The 20,493-nt window shown below is 55.9% G+C and carries 19 protein-coding genes; 14 read left to right on the forward strand and 5 right to left on the reverse strand.

Features of this window, described 5'->3' with window-relative positions:
• The first annotated feature begins 2 nt into the window (after positions 1-2).
• The 9 genes from atpB (at position 3) to glmU (ending at position 7,949) form a co-directional block, all read left to right on the forward strand.
• On the forward strand, positions 3-785 hold the full coding sequence (gene atpB, locus AB5Z09_RS08600; protein WP_005339335.1) for a F0F1 ATP synthase subunit A: 783 nt from the start codon (positions 3-5) through the stop codon (positions 783-785).
• Between the two features lie 58 nt (positions 786-843).
• Positions 844-1,086: a F0F1 ATP synthase subunit C gene (atpE, locus tag AB5Z09_RS08605; RefSeq protein WP_005307205.1), complete on the forward strand. Its 243-nt coding sequence runs from the start codon at positions 844-846 to the stop codon at positions 1,084-1,086.
• A 54-nt stretch (positions 1,087-1,140) separates the two neighbouring features.
• Positions 1,141-1,611 (forward strand): F0F1 ATP synthase subunit B, encoded by a 471-nt coding sequence (atpF, locus tag AB5Z09_RS08610; protein WP_005339336.1) that lies wholly within the window; start codon positions 1,141-1,143, stop codon positions 1,609-1,611.
• A gap of 13 nt (positions 1,612-1,624) precedes the next feature.
• Positions 1,625-2,158 carry a F0F1 ATP synthase subunit delta gene (gene atpH, locus AB5Z09_RS08615; protein WP_005339341.1) on the forward strand — a complete coding sequence of 178 codons (534 nt, stop codon included), beginning with the start codon at positions 1,625-1,627 and terminating at the stop codon, positions 2,156-2,158.
• A 15-nt stretch (positions 2,159-2,173) separates the two neighbouring features.
• Complete coding sequence (gene atpA / locus AB5Z09_RS08620) at positions 2,174-3,715, forward strand: F0F1 ATP synthase subunit alpha (protein WP_005339342.1); 1,542 nt, start codon at positions 2,174-2,176, stop codon at positions 3,713-3,715.
• Between the two features lie 43 nt (positions 3,716-3,758).
• Entirely contained in the window at positions 3,759-4,625 is an 867-nt protein-coding gene (atpG, locus tag AB5Z09_RS08625; RefSeq protein WP_005339343.1) for a F0F1 ATP synthase subunit gamma, read from the forward strand.
• A 33-nt stretch (positions 4,626-4,658) separates the two neighbouring features.
• Positions 4,659-6,047 carry a F0F1 ATP synthase subunit beta gene (gene atpD / locus AB5Z09_RS08630; protein ID WP_005339344.1) on the forward strand — a complete coding sequence of 463 codons (1,389 nt, stop codon included), beginning with the start codon at positions 4,659-4,661 and terminating at the stop codon, positions 6,045-6,047.
• A gap of 18 nt (positions 6,048-6,065) precedes the next feature.
• Positions 6,066-6,494, forward strand: coding sequence for a F0F1 ATP synthase subunit epsilon (locus tag AB5Z09_RS08635; RefSeq protein WP_005339345.1), 429 nt, complete (start codon positions 6,066-6,068; stop codon positions 6,492-6,494).
• Between the two features lie 93 nt (positions 6,495-6,587).
• Complete coding sequence (gene glmU / locus AB5Z09_RS08640) at positions 6,588-7,949, forward strand: bifunctional UDP-N-acetylglucosamine diphosphorylase/glucosamine-1-phosphate N-acetyltransferase GlmU (RefSeq protein ID WP_368195064.1); 1,362 nt, start codon at positions 6,588-6,590, stop codon at positions 7,947-7,949.
• A gap of 51 nt (positions 7,950-8,000) precedes the next feature.
• Here glmU and creD read toward each other — a convergent pair whose 3' ends face one another.
• The 5 genes from creD to blrA all read right to left on the reverse strand — a co-directional run bounded on the left by creD (position 8,001) and on the right by blrA (position 12,996).
• The gene (gene creD, locus AB5Z09_RS08645; RefSeq protein ID WP_368195065.1) at positions 8,001-9,350 is read right to left on the reverse strand and encodes a cell envelope integrity protein CreD; all 1,350 of its coding nucleotides are present in this window, start codon (positions 9,348-9,350) and stop codon (positions 8,001-8,003) included.
• Positions 9,351-9,467: 117 nt separating this feature from the next.
• Positions 9,468-9,947, reverse strand: a complete 480-nt coding sequence (locus tag AB5Z09_RS08650) for a DUF1566 domain-containing protein (protein ID WP_159164639.1) — start codon at positions 9,945-9,947, stop codon at positions 9,468-9,470.
• A gap of 83 nt (positions 9,948-10,030) precedes the next feature.
• On the reverse strand, positions 10,031-10,825 hold the full coding sequence (gene blaOXA / locus AB5Z09_RS08655) for an OXA-12 family class D beta-lactamase (RefSeq protein ID WP_368195067.1): 795 nt from the start codon (positions 10,823-10,825) through the stop codon (positions 10,031-10,033).
• A gap of 78 nt (positions 10,826-10,903) precedes the next feature.
• Positions 10,904-12,325: a beta-lactam sensor histidine kinase BlrB gene (gene blrB, locus AB5Z09_RS08660; protein ID WP_368195068.1), complete on the reverse strand. Its 1,422-nt coding sequence runs from the start codon at positions 12,323-12,325 to the stop codon at positions 10,904-10,906.
• A complete protein-coding gene (blrA, locus tag AB5Z09_RS08665; RefSeq protein WP_013724228.1) occupies positions 12,322-12,996 on the reverse strand; it encodes a beta-lactam response regulator transcription factor BlrA in 675 nt (224 codons plus the stop codon). Before blrA ends, blrB begins: the two co-directional genes overlap by 4 nt.
• Before the next feature lie 122 nt (positions 12,997-13,118).
• Between blrA and AB5Z09_RS08670 the strand changes: the two genes are divergently transcribed.
• The 5 genes from AB5Z09_RS08670 to AB5Z09_RS08690 all read left to right on the forward strand — a co-directional run bounded on the left by AB5Z09_RS08670 (position 13,119) and on the right by AB5Z09_RS08690 (position 20,493).
• Positions 13,119-13,892 (forward strand): DeoR/GlpR family DNA-binding transcription regulator, encoded by a 774-nt coding sequence (locus AB5Z09_RS08670; protein WP_064335026.1) that lies wholly within the window; start codon positions 13,119-13,121, stop codon positions 13,890-13,892.
• A 56-nt stretch (positions 13,893-13,948) separates the two neighbouring features.
• Positions 13,949-15,781: a glutamine--fructose-6-phosphate transaminase (isomerizing) gene (gene glmS / locus AB5Z09_RS08675; RefSeq protein WP_005355853.1), complete on the forward strand. Its 1,833-nt coding sequence runs from the start codon at positions 13,949-13,951 to the stop codon at positions 15,779-15,781.
• A 118-nt stretch (positions 15,782-15,899) separates the two neighbouring features.
• Positions 15,900-16,754 carry a TnsA endonuclease C-terminal domain-containing protein gene (locus tag AB5Z09_RS08680; protein WP_368195069.1) on the forward strand — a complete coding sequence of 285 codons (855 nt, stop codon included), beginning with the start codon at positions 15,900-15,902 and terminating at the stop codon, positions 16,752-16,754.
• Positions 16,738-18,822: a Mu transposase C-terminal domain-containing protein gene (locus AB5Z09_RS08685; RefSeq protein ID WP_368195070.1), complete on the forward strand. Its 2,085-nt coding sequence runs from the start codon at positions 16,738-16,740 to the stop codon at positions 18,820-18,822. Before AB5Z09_RS08680 ends, AB5Z09_RS08685 begins: the two co-directional genes overlap by 17 nt.
• Positions 18,823-20,493, forward strand: coding sequence for an AAA family ATPase (locus tag AB5Z09_RS08690; RefSeq protein WP_368195071.1), 1,671 nt, complete (start codon positions 18,823-18,825; stop codon positions 20,491-20,493). It begins immediately after the preceding gene.

Here is a 20,493-nt window from a genome sequence, read left to right on the forward strand (position 1 = left end):
TCATGTCTGCAACCGGAGAAGTCCTGACTCCTCAGGGATATATCTCCCACCACCTGACCCACCTTCAAGTCGGGTCCGGGTTCTGGACGGTCAATATCGACTCAATGGTATTTTCCGTCGTGCTAGGCGCCCTGTTTATCCTGCTGTTCCGCAAAGTAGCCGTTAACGCTACCAGCGGGGTGCCGGGTAAGCTGCAGTGCTTTGTGGAGATGCTGGTCGAGTTTGTGAATGGTAACGTCAAAGACATCTTTCACGGTCGCAACAAGGTCATCGCACCTTTGGGGCTGACGGTGTTTGTGTGGATCTTCCTGATGAACTTCATGGATCTGATCCCCGTTGACTTTATCCCTCACGCTGCACAATTGATGGGTATTCCCTATCTGCGTGTGGTTCCCTCTGCTGACGTTAACATCACCATGTCCATGGCTTTGGGCGTGTTCTTCTTGATCCTGTATTACAGCATCAAGGTCAAGGGTATCGGCGGGTTTGTGAAGGAGCTGACGCTTCAGCCTTTCAACCACCCGGCGGCCATCCCGGTTAACCTCATCCTGGAAACTGTTACGCTGATTTCCAAACCTGTTTCTCTGGGTCTTCGACTGTTCGGCAACATGTATGCTGGCGAACTGATCTTTATCCTGATTGCTGGTTTGTTACCCTGGTGGTCACAGTGGATCCTGTCCGTGCCTTGGGCAATTTTCCACATCCTGATCATCACTTTGCAGGCATTCATTTTCATGGTTCTGACCATCGTCTATCTGTCGATGGCGCAGGAAGACCATGGTTGATGCAACTCAAATAATCCTTTTTATACAATCAATTACATCTAAATAACTGGAGATCCTCATGGAAAACTTGAACATGGACCTGCTGTACATCGCTGCTGCAATGATGATGGGTCTGGCTGCTATCGGCGCTTCCATCGGTATCGGTATCCTGGGTGGCAAGTTCCTGGAAGGTGCTGCTCGTCAACCGGATCTGATCCCTGTTCTGCGTACCCAGTTCTTCATCGTAATGGGTCTGGTGGATGCGATCCCGATGATCGCCGTTGGTCTGGGTCTGTACGTGATGTTTGCGGTTGCTGGCTAAGTCGTTACGACTCTCCAGGCATAACCCATTAACTAACTTAAGAGGACATCGGCTGTGAATATCAATGCCACCCTCCTCGGCCAAGCAATTGCTTTTTTCTTCTTCGTAGTGTTTTGCATGAAGTACGTATGGCCGCCGCTGATTGCTGCCATCGAAGCCCGTCAGAAAGCCATTGCTGACGGTCTCTCTTCTGCCGAACGTGCCAAGAAAGATCTGGATTTGGCCAAGGCCAACGCCACCGATCAGCTGAAAGAAGCCAAGCTGCAGGCTGCTGAAATCATTGAGCAGGCTAACAAACGTAAAGCCCAGATCATTGATGAAGCTGCCGCTGGTGCCCAGTCTGAGCGGGAAAAAATCCTGGCTCAGGGCCGTGCCGAGATCGAAGCTGAACGTCATCGTGCCAAAGAAGAACTGCGTAAGCAGGTTGCTGCTCTTGCCATTGCTGGTGCAGAGAAGATCCTGGCGCGTCAAATCGACCAGGCTGCCAACAGCGACATCGTCGACAAACTGGTAGCAGAACTGTAACGGGAACGGGGCTATGTCTGAACTGACTACAATCGCTCGCCCCTACGCCAAGGCTGCTTTCGAGTTTGCCGTTGAGCACAAGGCGGTTGACCAGTGGCTGGGTATGCTCGGTTTCGCTGCGCAAGTAGTGGAAAACGAGACCATGCACAACCTGGTAAACGGCTCTGTGGCCGCCGAAGAGCTGGCAACGCTGTTTGTCGGTGTCTGCGGTGAGCAACTCGACGTGCATGGCCAGAACCTGATCCGGGTGATGGCCGAGAATGGTCGCTTGGGTGTGCTGCCGGCGGTCGTTGCTGAATTTGTAGCGTTCAAAGCTGAACTGGATAAAGAGGTTCAGGCTGACGTGATTTCGGCGATCGAACTGACCGACCAGCAGAAAGCCAATATTCAGGCTTCTCTGGAACAACGTCTCGCGCGCAAAGTGAAGCTGAATTGCAGCATCGATGCGTCCTTGATGGCCGGGGTGCTCATCAAGGCCGGTGATCTGGTAATCGACGGCACAGTCCGCGGTAAGCTGGATCGCATGGCTGACGCGCTGCAATCTTGATTGGGGTATTAGAGCATGCAACTGAATTCCACTGAAATCGCCGAGCTGATCAAGCAGCGCATTGCGCAGTTTGATGTAAAGAGCGAAGCGCGTAACGAAGGTACTATCGTCTCTGTGAGCGACGGTATCATTCGTATTCACGGCCTGGCTGATGCCATGCAGGGTGAGATGATCGAGCTGCCGGGCAACCGCTACGCTCTGGCATTGAACCTGGAGCGTGACTCCGTCGGTGCGGTGATTATGGGTTCCTATGACGGTCTGTCAGAAGGAATGAAAGTAAAAGGTACTGGCCGTATTCTGGAAGTGCCGGTAGGTCGTGGTCTGTTGGGCCGGGTGTTGAACACCCTGGGTCAGCCGATCGACGGTAAAGGTCCGATCGACAACGACGGCTTCTCGCCGATCGAAGTGATCGCACCGGGCGTTATCGAGCGTAAGTCTGTTGACCAGCCGGTCCAGACCGGTCTGAAAGCCATCGATGCCATGATCCCTATCGGTCGTGGCCAGCGTGAGCTGATCATCGGTGACCGTCAGGTTGGTAAGACCGCCATCGCGATCGACACCATCATCAACCAGAAAGATTCCGGCATTAAGTGTGTCTACGTTGCGATTGGCCAGAAGGCCTCCACCATCGCCAACGTGGTGCGCAAGCTGGAAGAGCACGGCGCCCTGGCCAACACCATCGTGGTTGTTGCCTCTGCCTCCGAAGCGGCTGCTCTGCAGTACCTGGCTCCGTATGCCGGTTGCTCCATGGGTGAGTACTTCCGTGACCGCGGTGAAGACGCGCTGATCATCTATGATGACCTGTCCAAGCAGGCCGTAGCTTATCGCCAGATCTCCCTGCTGCTGCGCCGTCCGCCAGGACGTGAAGCTTACCCGGGTGACGTTTTCTATCTGCACTCCCGTCTGCTGGAGCGTGCTGCTCGCGTTAACGCCGAGTACGTAGAGAAGTTCACCAAGGGTGAAGTGAAAGGTAAAACCGGTTCTTTGACCGCGCTGCCGATCATCGAAACCCAGGCGGGTGACGTATCTGCGTTCGTTCCGACCAACGTGATCTCCATCACCGATGGTCAGATCTTCCTGACTTCACAGTTGTTCAACTCCGGTATTCGTCCGGCGGTTGACCCGGGTATCTCCGTATCCCGTGTAGGTGGTGCTGCTCAGACCAAGATCGTCAAGAAGCTGTCCGGTGGTATCCGTACCGCGCTGGCCCAGTATCGCGAACTGGCGGCATTCGCCCAGTTCTCTTCCGATCTGGACGAGGCGACTCGCAAGCAGCTGGATCACGGTGTGAAAGTGACCGAGCTGATGAAGCAGAAGCAGTACTCTCCGCTGAGCGTGGCTCACCAGTCTCTGGTGCTGTTCGCCGCCGAGAAAGGCTATCTCTCCGATGTCGAGCTGAACAAAATCGTCGACTTCGAAGCCGCTCTGCTCTCTTACGCCAATACCCAGCATGCCGAGCTGATGGCTGAAATCAATGCCAAAGCCGACTACAACGACGCGATCGTTGGCAAGCTGACTGCGTTGCTGGATAGCTTCAAAGCAACCCAGACCTGGTAAGCGTGTGTGGCAGCGTGAGCTGCCACTTGATGGAGAGTAAGAGATGGCCGGCGCAAAAGAGATACGTAACAAGATCGGGAGTGTGAAAAACACTCAGAAGATCACCGGCGCTATGGAAATGGTGGCAGCAAGCAAAATGCGCCGTGCGCAGGAACGCATGTCTGCCAGCCGTCCGTACGCTGAAACCATGCGCAAGGTGATCGGCCATATCGCTCAGGGGAACTTGGAATACAAGCACCCCTACCTCATCGAACGTGAGGTCAAGCGAGTGGGTTACATCGTCGTCTCCACCGACCGTGGCCTGTGTGGTGGTCTGAACATCAACCTGTTCAAGGCTGCCCTCAATGATATGAAGCAATGGAGCGCGAAAGGTGCCAAGGTTGACCTGGCACTGATCGGTAACAAGGCCTCCAACTTCTTTGAACGGCACGGCGCCAAGGTTAAAGCTCATGTCGCAGGACTGGGCGATAGTCCGAGCGTCAATGACCTGATTGGTTCAGTCAAGGTCATGCTGAAGGCTTACGACAACGGTGAGATTGACAAGCTGTATCTGGTGTACAACAAGTTCGTCAACACCATGGTGCAGCAACCACGGGTCGATCAACTGCTGCCTTTGCCCGTAACTGAAGACAGCAAGCTCGCCAAGAAACACCACTGGGATTACCTCTATGAGCCGGATCCCAAGAAGCTGCTGGATACCCTGCTGGTTCGCTACGTCGAATCTCAGGTTTACCAGGGCGTAGTGGAAAACTTGGCAAGTGAACAGGCAGCCCGAATGGTTGCCATGCAAGCCGCGACTGACAACGCCGGTAACCTGATTAACGATCTGCAACTGGTATACAACAAGGCCCGTCAGGCCAGTATTACCCAGGAGCTGACAGAGATCGTATCCGGTGCTGCTGCGGTGTAAGGCAAGGGTTATCAAAGGTTTAGAGGATTTGACATGAGTAACGGTTTCATCGTCCAAATCATCGGCGCTGTGGTGGACATCGAGTTCCCGCAGAATGCCGTGCCCCAGGTGTACGATGCACTGAAGGTCGTTAGCGAAGGTCAAGGCCAGGGTCTGGTGCTGGAAGTTCAGCAACAGATCGGTGGCGGCGTCGTTCGTTGCATCACCATGGGCTCCTCCGACGGTCTGCGTCGTGGGTTGGAAGTAGTGAATAGCGGTAAATCCATCCAGGTTCCGGTCGGTACTGCGACTCTGGGTCGGATCATGAACGTACTGGGCGAGCCAATCGACGAAAAAGGTCCGATCGGTGAAGAAGAGTGCTGGTCTATCCACCGCGCTGCCCCCAGCTACGAAGATCAGTCCAACAGCAACGATCTGCTGGAGACCGGCATCAAGGTTATCGACCTGGTATGCCCGTTCGCCAAGGGTGGTAAGGTTGGTCTGTTCGGTGGTGCCGGTGTAGGCAAAACCGTAAACATGATGGAGCTGATCCGTAACATCGCGATCGAGCACAGTGGTTACTCTGTGTTCGCCGGTGTAGGTGAGCGTACCCGTGAGGGTAACGACTTCTACCACGAGATGATGGAGTCCAACGTACTGGACAAAGTATCTCTGGTTTACGGTCAGATGAACGAGCCGCCCGGAAACCGTCTGCGCGTTGCGCTGACCGGCCTGACCATGGCCGAGAAGTTCCGTGACGAAGGTCGTGACGTACTGTTCTTCGTGGACAACATCTACCGTTACACCCTGGCCGGTACTGAAGTATCCGCACTGCTGGGCCGTATGCCTTCCGCAGTAGGTTACCAGCCGACCCTGGCCGAGGAGATGGGTGTTCTGCAAGAACGTATCACCTCCACCAAGACCGGTTCCATCACCTCCGTACAGGCCGTTTACGTGCCTGCGGATGACTTGACTGACCCGTCTCCGGCGACCACCTTCGCCCACCTGGATGCGACCGTGGTACTGTCCCGTCAGATTGCGGCACTGGGTATCTACCCGGCCGTTGACCCGCTGGACTCTACCTCTCGTCAGCTGGATCCGCTGGTAGTTGGTAAAGAGCACTACGAGACTGCTCGTGGCGTTCAAACCGTACTGCAGCGCTACAAAGAGCTGAAGGACATCATCGCCATCCTGGGTATGGATGAACTGTCAGAAGAAGACAAACTGACCGTAGCCCGTGCCCGTAAGATCGAGCGTTTCCTGTCCCAGCCGTTCTTCGTAGCAGAAGTGTTTACCGGTTCTCCGGGTAAATACGTGCCGCTGAAAGAGACCATCCGTGGTTTCCAGGGCATCCTGAAAGGCGAGTATGACGATCTGCCCGAGCAGGCGTTCTACATGGTTGGCGGTATCGACGAAGTCGTCGAGAAATCCAAGAAACTGTAAGCCTCGACAGGAGGGCCCATGGCAGAGATGATCTCCTTTCACCTGGACGTGGTGAGCGCCGAAGGAAAACTGTTTTCCGGTCGCGTACAATCCGCTCAGGTATCAGGCTCCGAAGGTGAGTTGGGTCTCCGCCACGGTCATGCTCCGTTGCTGACTGCCATCAAGCCGGGCTTGGTCCGCTTGGTGAAGCAGAACGGAACTGAAGAGGTGCTGTACATCTCCGGCGGTATGCTGGAAGTACAACCTGAATCCGTGACCGTGCTGGCGGACACCGCGATTCGTGCTGACGACTTGGATGAGGCGAAAGCCCAGGAAGCCAAGCGCGCAGCCGAAGAGCGGATCCACAGCTCCCATGGTGATATCGACTACGCCCAGGCCGCCACCGAGCTGGCCAAGGCGATGGCTCAACTGCGAGTCATCGATATCGTCAAAAAGAATTACCGCTAATAACGGTGATGTAAAAAGCGACCTTCGGGTCGCTTTTTTTTTACCCGTTGGATAGACTCCGCCGAGTATTTCTCATGTTCCAAAGGCCAATTTATGTCCCTCAACGTCGTGATCCTGGCTGCGGGTAAAGGTACCCGTATGCGTTCCGTTCTGCCCAAGGTACTGCACCCGGTAGCCAACAAACCCATGGTTTCCCATGTGATCGATACTGCCCGTCAGGTCGGTGCCGAGCAGCTGCATCTGGTTTATGGCCACGGTGCCGAGCTGCTGAAAGAGCGGATCGTGGCGGCCGATGTCAACTGGGTGCTGCAGGCGCAGCAGCTGGGGACCGGTCATGCCGTCGCCCAGGCGATCCCGTTCTGGAAGGATGAAGACGACGTGCTGGTGCTCTACGGCGATACCCCGCTGATCCAGCCCGAGACCCTGCAGCGACTGCTGGCTGCCAAGGCTGAAAACGGGATGGCACTGCTGACCGTAGTGCTCGACAACCCGACCGGCTATGGCCGTATCGTCCGTGAAAATGGTCAGGTAGTCGGCATCGTCGAGCAGAAGGATGCCAATGCCGAACAGCTGCTGATCCGTGAGGTGAATACCGGCGTGCTGGTGGCCAACGGAGGTCAGTTGCGCAGCTGGCTCTCCCGTCTGGACAACAAGAATGCTCAGGGCGAGTTCTACCTGACCGACGTGATCGCCATGGCGCACGCCGATGGCTGCCCGATCGCAGCGGTCCATCCGGAGCGCGCCGCTGAAGTGGAAGGGGCCAACAACCGGGTGCAGCTGGCTGCCCTTGAGCGCAGTTACCAGCAGATGCAGGCCGAGAAGCTGATGATCGCCGGTGCCACCCTGATTGACCCTGCCCGCTTTGATCTGCGCGGAACCCTCGAGATCGGTGAAGAGGTGGTGATCGACGTCAACGTCATCATCGAAGGCAAGGTAACTCTCGGCAACCACGTCCGTATCGGTGCCGGTGCCGTGCTGAAGGATTGTGTCATTGGCGATCACACCGAAGTGAAGCCCTACTCCATCGTTGAAGGGGCTCAGGTGGCGGATCAGTGCTCGGTCGGCCCGTTTGCCCGTCTGCGCCCGGGTGCCGTGCTGGAGCAGGATGCCCACGTCGGCAACTTCGTCGAGATGAAGAAGGCTCGTCTGGGAGTTGGTTCCAAATGTGGCCATCTCACCTATCTGGGGGATGCCGAGGTGGGTGCCAAAGTGAATATCGGTGCCGGTACCATCACCTGCAATTACGACGGCGTGAACAAGTTCCAGACCATCATCGAGGATGACGTGTTCGTCGGTTCTGATACCCAGCTGGTGGCGCCGGTGCGCATCCGTAAGGGTGCGACCCTGGGGGCGGGTTCTACCATCACCAAGGATGTGGCCGAGAATGAGCTGGTGATCACCCGGGTGCCCCAGCGCCACATCAAGAACTGGGCTCGCCCGGTCAAGAAGAAGTGATGCCCGATCAATAAAATAGAACCGGCGCCTGATGGCGCCGGTTTTTTTGGCTTATGACTGATGGTTGGTGTCACTGGTCGATGACTGGGGGGCCGCCCATGTGGTCGCGGGTGCGCTGTAGTCCATCACCTGATACCAGTCGAGCTTGCGGGTCAGCAGCATGATCAGTGCCAGAGTGGCGAACAGCAGCAGGGCGCCGAGCAGCAGAGCAATCTCTTCGGCTTGCAGCAGGCTGTAGAGGATGGCATAGACCAGCCCGAGCAGCGCTGCGAAGCCGATCCCCTGCTTCGTGCCGCCCAGCACATGACTGAGATAGAAGCCGTTGAGCAGCACGCTGGCCAGCGCGGCTACCAGATAGGCCCAGCCAAAGCCGAGGTGCTCGGTCAGGGCCAGCAGCACCAGATAGAAGATAGCCAGCCCCATGCCCACCAGCGCGTACTGGATCGGGTGGACCCGCAGCCCCTTGAGCAGCTCGAACATAAAGAAGCTGATAAAGGTGAGGCCGATGAAGAGCAGGGCATATTTGGCCGCCCGTTCGTTGAGCTGATAGTGATCCACCGGCTGCACCAGACTGACGCTGAAGCTGGGCAGATGTTTGGAGGCGCTTTGGATCATGTCAGGGAACTGATTCTCCATATCTGTGGCAAACCAACTTGTCTGCCAGTCAGCATTGAAACCTTGATCTTTTACTGTACGGGTGGTTGGCAGGAAATCGCCCAGGAAGTTGGGGTGGGGCCAGTTACCGGACAAGGTTAGTTTGCTGTCACGACCGACCGGAATCAGGGTGAATTTTTCCATACCCTGTAGGGAAATCTTTATATCGAACCACCCTCCTTGCTGTTGTTTGGTGGTTAGCGGGACATGCACGCCGGATCGGTTGCCAAGCCGTGCACCGGGGGTGACAGTCAGTAGCTCGTTGGCGAAGGTGATGGTTGGTATCTGAATGATGCCTCGAGCGTCGGAGACGATGAGGCTGAGATAGGGTTGGCCGGGTATGCTGTCACGTGGTGGCTGCCAATCAGGGATCGCTGGTAATTGGCCGGTTAGAGTGACGTTAGCCTGATACAGCTGGGCTTGGTAGATCCCCAGTTTGCGTGGCGTTACTTCCATATTCGCTGTGGCCGTTAACTGTTCTGGCAACAGGTAGCGATAGCGTGTCTCCACCTCTCTCCGAGTGTCCTTGCCATTGGTCAGGATCAGCTCTCTTGTATATGGGAGGACAATTACGGGGCCTATTAGGCGCTGCGGTCCACTCGTACTGGCCATTATCTGTTTGATGGCCTGACTGCGGTAAGCCTGACGCTCCCGGTTCAGCTCCATGATGGATTGCACCGGCACCATCAACAGCAGGCTGAGCAACAGCAGCAGAAATATCTTGTGGGTGAATATCTGTTTGACCATGACACGTCTCCTTGTTGGATGGAGTGAGTCTGTCAGTCCGGCGTGAAGTGGTGATGGGCTTGTGTGAAGTGGCGGTGAACTGTTGAAAAACGGCGCCATCAGACGCCGTGGGATTGTTCAGGGGCGGGAGCGCACCAACCGAGCGGCTTGTGCGAAACGATCGGTGTGGCCGTCGATGAGTCCGTGCATAAAGTCGATGTAATAGACCAGTTCCGGCATCTCCTCAATGGAGCTGGAGGTCCAGTAGGGGGCTGAATTTTCCCCGTTGTCATGGATATCGGAGAAGAAGCGCGGGTCTGTCATCGGCGCCCGGCAATTTTCGTCGAGCAGGGTGAAGAGCTCCTCGATGGTGGGGAGTCGCCACCCCTCGCCAAGGCGGGCAGCTTCATCTTTGGCTTCAAGCAGCGTCAGCAGGGCCGGTGTGCCCACGCACCCTTTCCCCTCCAGCCACTGGCTGCCGAGGCTGCACGCCTGCCATTCGAGGTGGTTGAGCCGATCATGGATGACTTCTCCCTGCCGCGTCAGGCGGTCGGAGAGATCACAGGCAGCAAGCGCCATGCTGGCCGGAAGCCAGAGCAGCAATAGAAATAATTTCATGTTTGTCTCGTTTACGAATGGCGGTCAGCCCGTCGCTGGTGGGCTGACCGTGGTTATCGGGGTTTATCTGGCGGGAAGCGAGATCACTGCTTTTTAAGTTGTGCAGGCAGGGCGGCCAGCACCTCTTCTTTAGCCTTGAGAGAGGCGAACTGCTTGCCTGGCTTTTGCACCACGGTATGGACGAAGATCAGCTGCTTGCCCGGTTTGCTGGCCCATCCGACGAACCAGCCGATCTGCTGATCGCGGTTGAGGCTGCCATCCAGCTTCTTCGGGTAGCCCATGCCGGTTTTGCCGTGGATCTGCCAGCCGTCGATCTCGCTCACCTTGAGGATATTGGCGGTGTATTGCAGGGTTTGCGCCGAGACCGGCAGCTTGCCGCTGAGCATCTTGCCGAGGACGCGAGCCTGATCCTCCGGGCTGATGGCGAGGCTGGTGCTGAGCCAGGCCTGGGTCAGGCCGTCATGTTTGCCCGGATTGCCGGAGAGATCCCGATTGCCGTAGTCGAAGCGGTCGACATATTGCTGGAAGCGCTCCATCCCCAGCCATTCGGTGATCTGCTGGGAGAACCAGACCACCGAGTAGGTTTCCCAGCGGCGCGGGGTAGTGGTTTCGCGCCAGGCGGGTAGCCAGCCGTCATAGCTAGGCTTGTAGGGCAGCGCCGGATGCTCTTCATCCACCAGAAAGCCACTGTCATAACCCATCAGTGCCAGCGGGATCTTGAAGGTGGATGCGGGCGGCAGCTGGCTGGAGCAGTCCCCTTCGCTGGAGAGGGTCTGACCGTTGCCATCGGCATAGAGAAAGCAGCCGCTGGCGGCGGAGGCCGGCATTGCGCAGAGCAGACCGGTAGCCAGCAGGCCGGAAAGAAGCAGGCGAGACATGGGGCGATTCCTTGGGTTGATAAGTGAAAGAGCGGCAGGATAGCGCCGCTCTGTGTGGTGAATGTGAAGTGGCCGTTGCTAGATGAGCGGCAGCCAGAATTCGGCGATGGCGCCACCTTCCGGCCGGTTGGCGAGGGTCAGACGGCCGCCATGCTGGTGGGCCACCTCATGGGCGAAACTGAGCCCGAGACCACTGCTCTTGCCCTTGTCGGGGCGTGGCAGGGAGTAGAAGCGCTCGAAAATCCGTGGCAATGCGTAGTCGGGAATGCCGGGGCCGCTGTCGGTGACCCGAAAACAGTAGCCATCCTCCTGCTGGGTGCCGCTGAGAGTGACGCTGGAGCCTGCCGGTGAAAAGTCGATGGCGTTGTCCAGCAGGTTGCCGATGGCCTGCTCCACCAGCAGCGGGTCCCACTTCTGTTTCGGCGCGCTGGCCAGCTCGGCCATCAGCGCTACCTGCCGGCGCTGGGCGATAATCTGGCGGGCATCGAGCGTCCGCTTGCCGAGCCCGGCTGGCTCTACCGCTTGCCGATCCAGCCCCTGCCCCGACTCCAGCCGCGCCAGTTGCAGCATTCGCTCGATCAGCTGCTGCATGCGGGCGCTCTCCTGATTGATGTTGCCGATAAAGCGCCTGGCCACCTCGGGGGGCGGCGTTTCGGCCAGGATCTCCCCTGCCCCGCGAATGGCGGCCAGCGGGCTCTTCAGCTCGTGGGTCAGGCTGTGGACATAGCCCTCGATATAGCTCTTGCCATCGAGCTGGTGGCGCATGGTCTCCAGTGAGCGGCCGAGCCGATCCAGCTCGACGGTGTGCAGCCGTGGCAGCGGTGCCGCCTCCCCCTTGCTGACCGAGTCGGCATAGTGCACCAGCTTGCCGATGGCGCGGTTGAGCCACCACACCAGCAGGCTGCCGATCAGCAGCGAGATGAGCAGCATCTGGCCGCCGGCCCGCAGCAGCTCCTGTTCCCCCCGCTCGATGGCGGGCATCAGGGTGCGATTGGGTTTGGCGACGGTGAGGGAGCCGATGATCTCGGCCCCCTCCCGCAGCGGCGCCGCCACATACATGGTCGAGCTGGCGGCATCGTCGGGATCGGTGCGGGTGCTGCGGGCGCCATATTGGCCGCGCAGGGTGCGGTAGACATCGTTCCAGCGGGAATAGTCTTTGCCCAGATCCGTGCCGTCGGAGTCGTAAATCACCATGCCCTTCTGGTCAGTGACATAGATGCGGTACTCCGCCTGCTGCTTGAGGTGGCCATCGATCATCGCATTGATGGGATTCTGGTTGAGGCGGGCGAAGGCGCTGGCCAACCGCCCGTTCATCATATTCCCCTCTTGCAGATCATCGAGGGCGAGCGGCGCCAGCAGCTGGGTCATGTCTACCAGAGTATCCTCGGTGGCGCTGCGCACCCCGGGTTTGATCTCCTCGACGAAGATCTCCAGCACGAACCAGGCGGCCAGCGCGAAGATCAGCAGCAGGCCGCACAGCAGTTGCAACCCGAGTCTCATGCCAGCTCCAGGCTGTAGCCCAGCCCGCGATGGGTGAGGATCAGGTTGGCTTCTGGATCATGTTCGCGCAGCTTGGCGCGGATGGTCTTGATATGGGTATCGACGGTGCGATCCAGACTCTCCTCGGCATCCTGCCACACCAGATCCATCAGCTGCTGGCGGGAGTAGACCCGCCCCGGCGCCAGCATCAGGGTCTTGAGCAGCAGATATTCGTAGCGGGTGAGGGCCAGCGGCTGGCCGCGAAAGTGAATGCGGGCACGCTCCTCATCCAGCACCAGCAGGGCGCTGGGTTGGGGAGCGACGGGTTGGCTGCGGCGCAGGATGACCCGCACCCGGGCGCACACTTCCCGTGGCGAGAAGGGTTTGGCCACATAGTCGTCGGCACCGATCTCCAGTCCGATCAGCCGGTCTATCTCCTCGCTGCGGGCGGTGAGGAACATCAGGGGGATATCGGTCAACGCCCTCACCTGCTTGCAGAGTTCGAAGCCGCTGATGTCGGGCAGCCCCACATCGAGGATCAGGAAGTCGGGTCGCGTCTGTTCCAGTCGTGTCAGCAACTGTTGGCCCAACATGAACCACTCCACCTCGAACCCGTCGGTCTGCAGGGCATAAATCAGGGTGTCGGCGATGCTGGCCTCATCCTCCACCAGCCAGATGACTCTCTTTTGCATGGCATCCTCGTCGCAAATTGGCACCCCATTCTGGCATCGAACCAAATCGGATCCTATTTGCTGTTTTATTTTTCCGAAAAAGGGGCTAATATTTCGATGTTCTTTCGAATCGAAACTTAAAAATGACTAAACGTAATACTCAACAACGCCGACACACCATAGTGACCCTGGTACAAGAGCAGGGTGAAGTGAGCGTCGACGCCCTCGCCAAACACTTTTCTACCTCCGAAGTGACTATCCGTAAAGATCTGGCGGTACTGGAGACCGGCGGTCTGCTGCTGCGCCGTTACGGTGGTGCCGTTCCCTTGCCGAACGAGATGGTGGTCGAGGTCAACCCTGAACAAGTTTCGAACCGAAAGTTAGCTATTGCCCGTGCGGCGGCCGAGCGGCTGCGTGATCACAACCGCGTCATCATCGACAGCGGCAGCACCACCAGCGCCATGATCCCCATGCTGGGCAACAAGCGCGGCCTCATCGTGATGACCAACTCTCTCAATGTGGCCGGTGCCCTGCGCGAGCTGGAAAATGAGCCCACCCTGTTAATGACCGGTGGCACTTGGGACCCTCACTCCGAATCCTTCCAGGGGCAGGTGGCGGAACAGGTGCTGCGCTCCTACGACTTTGACCAGCTCTTTATCGGTGCCGACGGCATCGACCCGGAGCGGGGCACCACCACCTTCAATGAGCTGGTGGGCCTGTCGCGGGTGATGGCCGAGGTGTCGCGGGAGGTCATTGTGATGGTCGAATCGGAAAAGATCGGCCGCAAGATCCCCAATCTCGAACTTCCCTGGTCGAGCATCCATACCCTGGTGACCGACGAGGGGCTGGCCAGCGAGGCCAGAGAACAGATTCAAGCCCAGGGGGTGACGCTTATCTGCGCCCCGGTCACTTGCTGACATCGAGCTCTGAACCATCCAACTGACTTTACGATTTGCATCTCAAGGAGAAGTGTATGTGTGGCATCGTCGGGGCTGTCGCCCAACGTGATGTGGCTGAAATTCTGGTAGAGGGCCTGCGCCGTCTGGAGTACCGCGGTTATGACTCAGCCGGTGTGGCCGTGTTCAGCGCCAACCAGCCGTTGCAGCGGGTTCGCCGTCTGGGCAAGGTGGCCGAGCTGGCCAAGGCGCTCGACGAGCAGTCCGTCCATGGTGGTACCGGCATCGCCCATACCCGCTGGGCCACTCACGGCGAGCCCTCCGAGCGCAACGCCCACCCTCACGTTTCCGAGCATATCGTGGTGGTGCACAACGGCATTATCGAGAACCACGAAGAGCTGCGGGAAGAGTTGAAGGCGCTGGGCTATGTGTTCAGCTCCGACACTGACACCGAAGTGATTGCCCATCTGGTCCATCATGAGCTGAAGAGCGCCGGCAGCCTGCTGGCCGCCATGCAGACTGCGGTGAAGCAGCTGCGCGGAGCCTACGGTACCGTGGTGATGGATAGCCGCGACGACAGCCGCGTGGTGGTTGCCCGTTCCGGTTCACCGCTGGTGATCGGCCGCGGTATCGGCGAAAACTTTATCGCCTCCGACCAGATGGCGCTGCTGCCGGTGACCCGCCGTTTCATCTTCCTGGAAGAGGGTGATGTGGCCGAAGTGACCCGCCGTGACGTGCACATCTTCGATACCAACGGCAACGCCGTGGTGCGTGAAGAGCAGGAGTCCGAACTCTCCCACGATGCCGGTGACAAGGGCGAATACCGTCACTACATGCTCAAGGAGATCCACGAGCAACCCAAAGCGATCACCAACACCCTGGAAGGGCGTCTGGGCAGCGATCACGTGGTGGTCGAATCCTTCGGCAACGGTGCACGCGCCATCTTTGACAAGGTCGAGCACGTACAGATCGTCGCCTGCGGCACCTCCTACCACTCCGGCATGGTGGCTCGCTACTGGTTCGAAGAGATCGCTGGTGTCTCCTGCGATGTGGAGATCGCCTCCGAGTTCCGCTATCGCAAATCGGTAGTGCGCCCCAACAGCCTGCTGGTGACCCTCTCCCAGAGCGGCGAGACCGCCGATACCCTAGCGGCGCTGCGTCTGGCCAAGGAATCCGGCTACATGAGCTCGCTGGCTATCTGCAACGTGCCGGGCTCCTCGCTGGTGCGTGAATCGGATCTGGCCTTTATGACCCGCGCGGGGGCAGAAATTGGAGTGGCCTCCACCAAGGCGTTCACCACCCAGCTGGCTGGCCTGTTGATGCTGGTGGCCTCGGTCGGTCACTGCCGTGGCCACCTGAGCGCCGCCGCCGAAGCCGAACTGGTCAAGGCGCTGCAAGCCCTGCCGCTGCGTATTAAAGAGAGTCTGGCGCTGGCCAAGGATATCGAAACCCTGGCCGAAGAGTTTGCCGACAAGCAGCACAGCCTGTTCCTCGGCCGTGGCAGCCAGTACCCCATCGCCATGGAGGGGGCGCTCAAGCTCAAAGAGATCTCCTACATCCACGCCGAAGCCTATGCCGCTGGCGAACTGAAGCACGGCCCGCTGGCGCTGATCGATGCCGAGATGCCCATCATTGTGGTGGCGCCGAACAACGATCTGCTGGAGAAGCTCAAGTCCAACGTGGAAGAGGTGCGCGCACGTGGCGGTATCCTCTACGTGTTCGCCGATGCCGATACCGGCTTCAAGAGCGACGAGACCATGCGGGTCATGAACCTCAACCATGTGGAAGAGGTGATCGCCCCCATCGTCTATACCGTGCCGCTGCAGCTGCTCTCCTACCACGTTGCCTTGATCAAGGGCACTGACGTTGACCAGCCGCGCAACCTGGCAAAATCGGTGACCGTCGAGTAAGTCACTCTCTTAAATGACAAAGAGCTGTATGCGAGCAATAAAGATTCATACCAAGTAATAAAGAATCATACTAAGTAATAAAGTTGCATACTAAGGCCGCCCTAGCTAAGCTCAATTTATGAGCCAATGGCTGGGCGGTTTTTTCATGGCTGGGAAAAAGTACGTCAACACCGAGTTGCAGAGTCAGAAGTGGCTACGTGAGGGGCGAGGTAGTGGCCACGGTTCTGATTACAAACCATGGCTAACTGTCAGGGACCTATCCTCTCAAGGGCGTTCACATCGTGTATTTGGCCATAAATCCCAACGAACCCACCACTTGTTGTCAGATCTGGAATTGGCTGTATTCCTGCTTTTGGAGTGGAATCGTTCAACTGTAGATATTCGTGAGCAATTTCCTCTTCGATTGGAAGATACCAAGGCCTTGGCTTTGGAGTCTGGGATAGGTCACCCATCCGTTCGCGGCGTTTTGCAAGTGATGAGTTCAGATTTCCTCGTCAACACCACTAACGCCAGCCAGCCAAAATTTGCATTGCAAGCCAAGTATGCAGAGGCACTGAGTGATGCCAGAACCATTGAAAAATTGGAACTGGAACGCCGCTATTGGTTACAAAAAGGTGTTCCCTGGTGGCTGATCACGGAGAAGGACATTCCCGGCGTGGTTACGCAAAACATCAGTTGGCTCTATCCGGCACAACGGGATGAGATAGAGATTGATGTCCTGATGGAGCGAGCTGCGTTTTATCAGCATCACTTTCAGAATGCTCCAAGGAGAAGCGTAATTGAGGTGGCCAAACAGCTGGATACGGCCTATCAGCAACCCATAGGGCAATCATTATTGGAGATTAGGCAGCTACTGGCTCAGCGCTGTTTCCTGTTCGACATTTTGACACCTGTGACCAAGTTGAAAGCCGGGGATTTGCAGTTAGAAAATATTGAGGCGATGTCAGGAGCGTTACGTGTTTCGAATCAATGAGGTTATCTGTGTTGAAGGTGTGACCTACCGCATTCTGGCTGAACAGCAGGATGAAATAGTCTGGATTTCTCTGGATGACGAGTCGGCTTTTCCTTCACTGATCTCTCGACAGGTATTGCTGGATGCTATCGATAATGAAGTACTGCAACGGAGCGAAGACCCCTATACCAAGCTTTACTACGCACAGCCCGATGAGGGAACAAAGGCAAGAGAGCTGCGTGATAAAAATTACCAGCTTATCCAACCGCTGATAACCAATCCAGAATGTCTTTTTCCCAGGGCCAGAACAAGAGCGGTAAATGAGATTGTCTCCACTCAAAGATCAACAAAACAGACTCTTTACCGGTTAGTCCGTCGTTATTGGCAGCGGGGGCAGACGCCGAATGCTCTTTTACCTGATTATAAAAACTCAGGCGCGAGGGGAAAGAAGAGGGTTTCAAAGGGTGGAAAACTTGGTCGTCCAAGACAGATGGTAGCGGGGGCCGGAGTCGTCGTTGATGAGCATATAGAACGACTTTTTCGTACTGCTATAGAAAAACACTATCTGATCAACAATGGTAAATCGTTCGTTGAAACTCACAATCGTTTCAAGGGGATGTATCAAAACTATAACCCAAGTGTTCCAGAATCGGAGTTTCCTACTATTTGGCAGATGAAACACTTCTTCAAGAGGGAATACTCCCAGGTTGAAAAACTGCAGAAGAGAATCAGCAAGATAGATTACAACAAGGATATCAAGCCATTACGGGCAACAGCGAACACGCAAGCCCTCGGCCCCGGGTCCCGATATGAGATTGATGCAACGATAGCCGATATCTATCTGGTTTCCGATAGCGACCGACAAAACATTGTGGGTCGGCCTATTGTCTATATGGTCATTGATGTGTTTAGCCGCATGGTAGCCGGTTTTTACATCGGTTTTGAGAATCCCTCCTATGTGGCAGCAATGCAGACTCTGTCGATGGCCATGACTGACAAGATCAAGTTTTGCCAACAGTTTGGTATAGAGATTGATGAATCTGACTGGCCGGTTGCAGGTATCCCAGATGCCATATTAGCTGATCGGGGCGAATTGCTGGGTTGCCAGATCGAATCTCTGGAAAAAAGCTTCTCTACCCGGATTGAGAATACCCCCCCTTTTAGAGGTGATTGCAAAGGCATAGTCGAGCGTTTTTTCAGAACCATACAGGCGGTATTCAAACCTTTTGCTCCCGGAGTTGTGTCTGGCACCACAATAAAGAAACGGGGAGGAAAGGATTACCGGTTGGATGCGATGCTTAATATCCATGAGTTCACATCCATCATTCTGTCAGCCATCTTGTTTCACAACCGATACCACGTGCTTGCAACCTATGATCGCGATATCGATATGCCTACCGATTTGCCTATGACGCCATTATCGCTATGGAACTGGGGATTGCAGCATAGGTCTGGGCGGTTACGGATGGTTCCGGAGGATGCTCTCCGGGTTAGTTTGCTGCCGAGAACTCTGGCGACTATCTCACCTCTGGGGCTCCGCGTCTTTGGTGTGTATTACACCTGCCAAGAAATACTCAAAATGGGGTGGTTGCATAGGGGCAAGGATGTCTCTAGGCCAGAATCAGTAGAGGTTGCTTATGATCCAGCTGTTGCTGATGTTGTCTATTTGCTTCCTCGACAAAACAGCGCTGAATATTGGGTATGTGGATTAACCGATCGTGCCCGAGAGTTCCGTGGTTGTTCTTTCTGGGATGTATGGTTAATAACCAAACAACAGAAGGTCGTTGTGGCGGAGGGTAAGCTGGTTGCTGATCGTGAGAAGCGAAAAGCTGATGACCTGATTGACTCAAAAATTAAGCAAGCAAAAGCCCACGTGCAAGCTGAATATTCACCAGAAGCGTCAGATCGTCAGCGGATTGCCGCTATCAGGGGTAATCGAGCCAAGGCGAAGGACGAGGAGAGAAAACGCGCCGAGCCGGTTACAACATCCGAGCCATCAGCAGTGCCTGCAACCGTGATACCTCTTTCCCCAAGTACCGATGACTATAAGTATCCGGATTATATCGATGAGCTCTTCAAGGATGACTAGATGGTATTACCAGCCAATATGGCCAAAGCCGTATACAACGACCCAAGCATAGAACAGTACCGTGGCAATCCTCTGATAGAGGCGTTGCCACCTATCATGACCACACAGCAGATAAAGCAGGGGTTAAGCGGCTCCATCAAGTTTGATCCAAAGGATATCTATGTAGACGGCCCTTGGCGTGTTCATGTGATATCCCAGTTACTGGATGACTTTTTCCAACCGATAAGCCGCCACTTACAGTTGGAGTCAAAATTATCCATTATGATCCGGCAGGGATATGTCGGACGTAACCTTAGTGATGGTTCTTTGAATGCTCATCTGCAAAATGGCTATGAGCGGGTTATGTCCGGCGAGCTGAATGTTTTTCGGTTCGAGCAGGTTAAATCGACTGCTCGCAGCCTTTCTCTGATCGGGTGTTCTGGATCAGGGAAAAGCAGCACTATCAACCGGATATTGGCGACCTACCCTCAGGTGATCTACCACGAGCAATACAACTTTACCCAGATTGTCTACTTGAAGCTGGATTGCCCCCATGATGGTTCACTGAAAAGCCTGTGTCATCATTTCTTCAGGGCTATCGATGCGGTGCTGCATACCGACTATGAACGCAAGTATGCACTCAAGCGCCATAGTGTTGAGACGTTGATGGCTTTGATGAGCCAAATCGCCAATGTACATGCAATTGGGGTGCTGGTTATCGATGAGATTCAGCATCTCAGTATGAGTCGTTCCGGCGGGGTGGAGAAGATGCTCAACTTCTTCGTGACGTTGGTGAATGTGATTGGCTTGCCTGTTGTCATGGTTGGCACACCCAAGGCGAGAGCTATTTTTGAAATGGATTTGAGATCGGCAAGGCGTGGAGCCGGTTTTGGGTCATTGCTCTGGGAGCCTATGCAGGCAACCAAACCAAGTTTTGATCCGGAAACCAATCAGCCCAAACTCACGGAGTGGATGGCCTTCACCGATAAGCTTTGGCAATTCCAATGGCTACAACGACGAGAGGAAATCTTGTCTGATGAGGTACGGGAATGCTGGTTCGAGCTGTCTCAGGGGGTGTTGGATATAGTGGTAAAACTCTTTGTTCTTGCCCAGTTACGAGCCATTGCCACCCGTATTGAACGGATCACCCCTCAGTTGTTGCGACAGGTTTATGAGGATGAGCTCAAGCCTGTTCATTCCATGTTGGCGGCTTTACGCTCCAGAGATCCTGAGTTAATCGCCAGATATTCGGACCTGAGTATCCCGGACATAGACAAAAAGATCCTGGCGTTGAGTACCAAGATTGATGAGGCAAAAGCTTCTCAGGACTCACATCAGAATCGTTATGGTAGCAATGAGCAGACCATCCGCTTGCATAACCTGCTTGTGGGAATGGACTGTCATTCTGAATTGATTGTGCCGTTAATTGAACGCGCTTTTAGCTCATATCCCAATCTGTCCGTCAGAGAGTTGATGCCCATTGTTCTTGATTGGTACAACCCGGATGAAAAGCCAGAGAAAAAGACTAAGCCCAAACTTGCTGGCATTGGGCAGAAGGAGTGGCACACGCTGCACTCCGATGACCTGCGTTTCAAATTTTCCCAATGTGGCAAGGGCAACCACCTCTACCCTGTATTCAAGAAAGCTGGGCTCACCTTCGATGTGGATGATTGGTTGAGAAGGATGGGTTAG

Source organism: Aeromonas sp. R2-2 (assembly GCF_040908355.1).
Taxonomy (GTDB): domain Bacteria; phylum Pseudomonadota; class Gammaproteobacteria; order Enterobacterales; family Aeromonadaceae; genus Aeromonas; species Aeromonas veronii.